2 protein-coding genes are annotated in these 1,023 nt (G+C 76.9%); both read right to left on the bottom strand.

The window, feature by feature from the left end; all coding sequences use genetic code 11:
- Positions 1–375: hypothetical protein (locus HW577_RS25530; RefSeq protein ID WP_198378883.1), on the bottom strand; the 375-nt coding region annotated here is incomplete at its 3' end.
- Between the two features lie 3 nt (positions 376–378).
- Positions 379–1,023: hypothetical protein (locus HW577_RS25525; RefSeq protein WP_198378882.1), on the bottom strand; the 645-nt coding region annotated here is incomplete at its 5' end.

The raw sequence follows: 1,023 nt of genomic DNA, 5'->3' as shown, positions 1-1,023 counted from the left end.
GAGCGCCGCGCGTGTCGCCTCCGGCAGCGCGGCGGGCGCGGGTGGGGCGAAGGCCGCGCGCGCCCGGGTGCTGCCGAGCAGCCAGGCGTCGATGACCCGCCCGGGCTGCCCGCCCAGCACCACGCCGGCGATGAAGAAGCCGGACGGCACGACCAGCAGCAGCCCCCAGAAGACGAAGCCGCGCGGCGGCACAACGAGGCCGACGAGAAGGCAGGCGAGCCCCGCCGCGAGCAGGCCGAGCAGCATCCGCCGCTGCCCGTCCGTCATCAGCGCCTCGGCCTGCTCCGGCGGTCGGTCCGCAGCCCGCATCACCACCGCGCGGCGCGGCGCGGCGCCAGCGCGGGGAGACCGCTTCTTGGCCAGGGTGCCGCTCATGCCTCAGCCCCCCGAGGAATAGGAACGGCCGGTCGAGCCGAAGCCCGCGCGGCTGACGGAGGAGGTCGAGCCCGAGGCGCTCGGACCCTGGCTCGAACTGGCCGCGCCGGCGAAGCGGGAGGTCGTGCCCGTGCCCGGGCTGGCCGCCATGCGGCTCGCCACGCCGAGCCGCCGGCTGCCGCTGTCCCAGGCGCGCAGCGGGCCGGTGCCGGCCGCGGGGCGATAGGCGGGGGTGGGCTGGCGGTTCGCCGTCCAGGTCCAGCCCTGGTAGCGCGGCCCCACGCCGGTGCCGTAGTCGCGCCGCCAGTTGCTGTTGTAGCCGACCCACCAGGAGGAGCGGCTGCCGCCCGAACTGCTGCCCGAGCCGGAGGAGGAGGAGGGTTGCGCGGTGGCGCCCGCAACCGCCGCCGCGGCGGCGACCGGCAGCGCGTCCGCCACCTCCACCTCGATGCAGCGGCCCCAGGTCGCCTGGCAGCCTTCCTGCGTCGCGAAGCGGTTCGGCAGGGGCGTGTCGAAGCGCTCGCAATTCTGCCAGTCGGCGGCGCATGTCTGCTCGTCCGGATAGATCGGCGCGAGCCGGTAATAGGCGAAGGTCACGCCCTGCGGCGTGCGCGTGCCCGGCGGCGGCGCGGCGGGCGGCGGGACAGC

Source organism: Neoroseomonas rubea (assembly GCF_016106015.1).
Classification (GTDB): Bacteria; Pseudomonadota; Alphaproteobacteria; order Acetobacterales; family Acetobacteraceae; genus Neoroseomonas; species Neoroseomonas rubea.
Note: the sequence above shows the minus strand (reverse complement) of the source record. Positions and strands in the feature narration are given on the sequence as shown.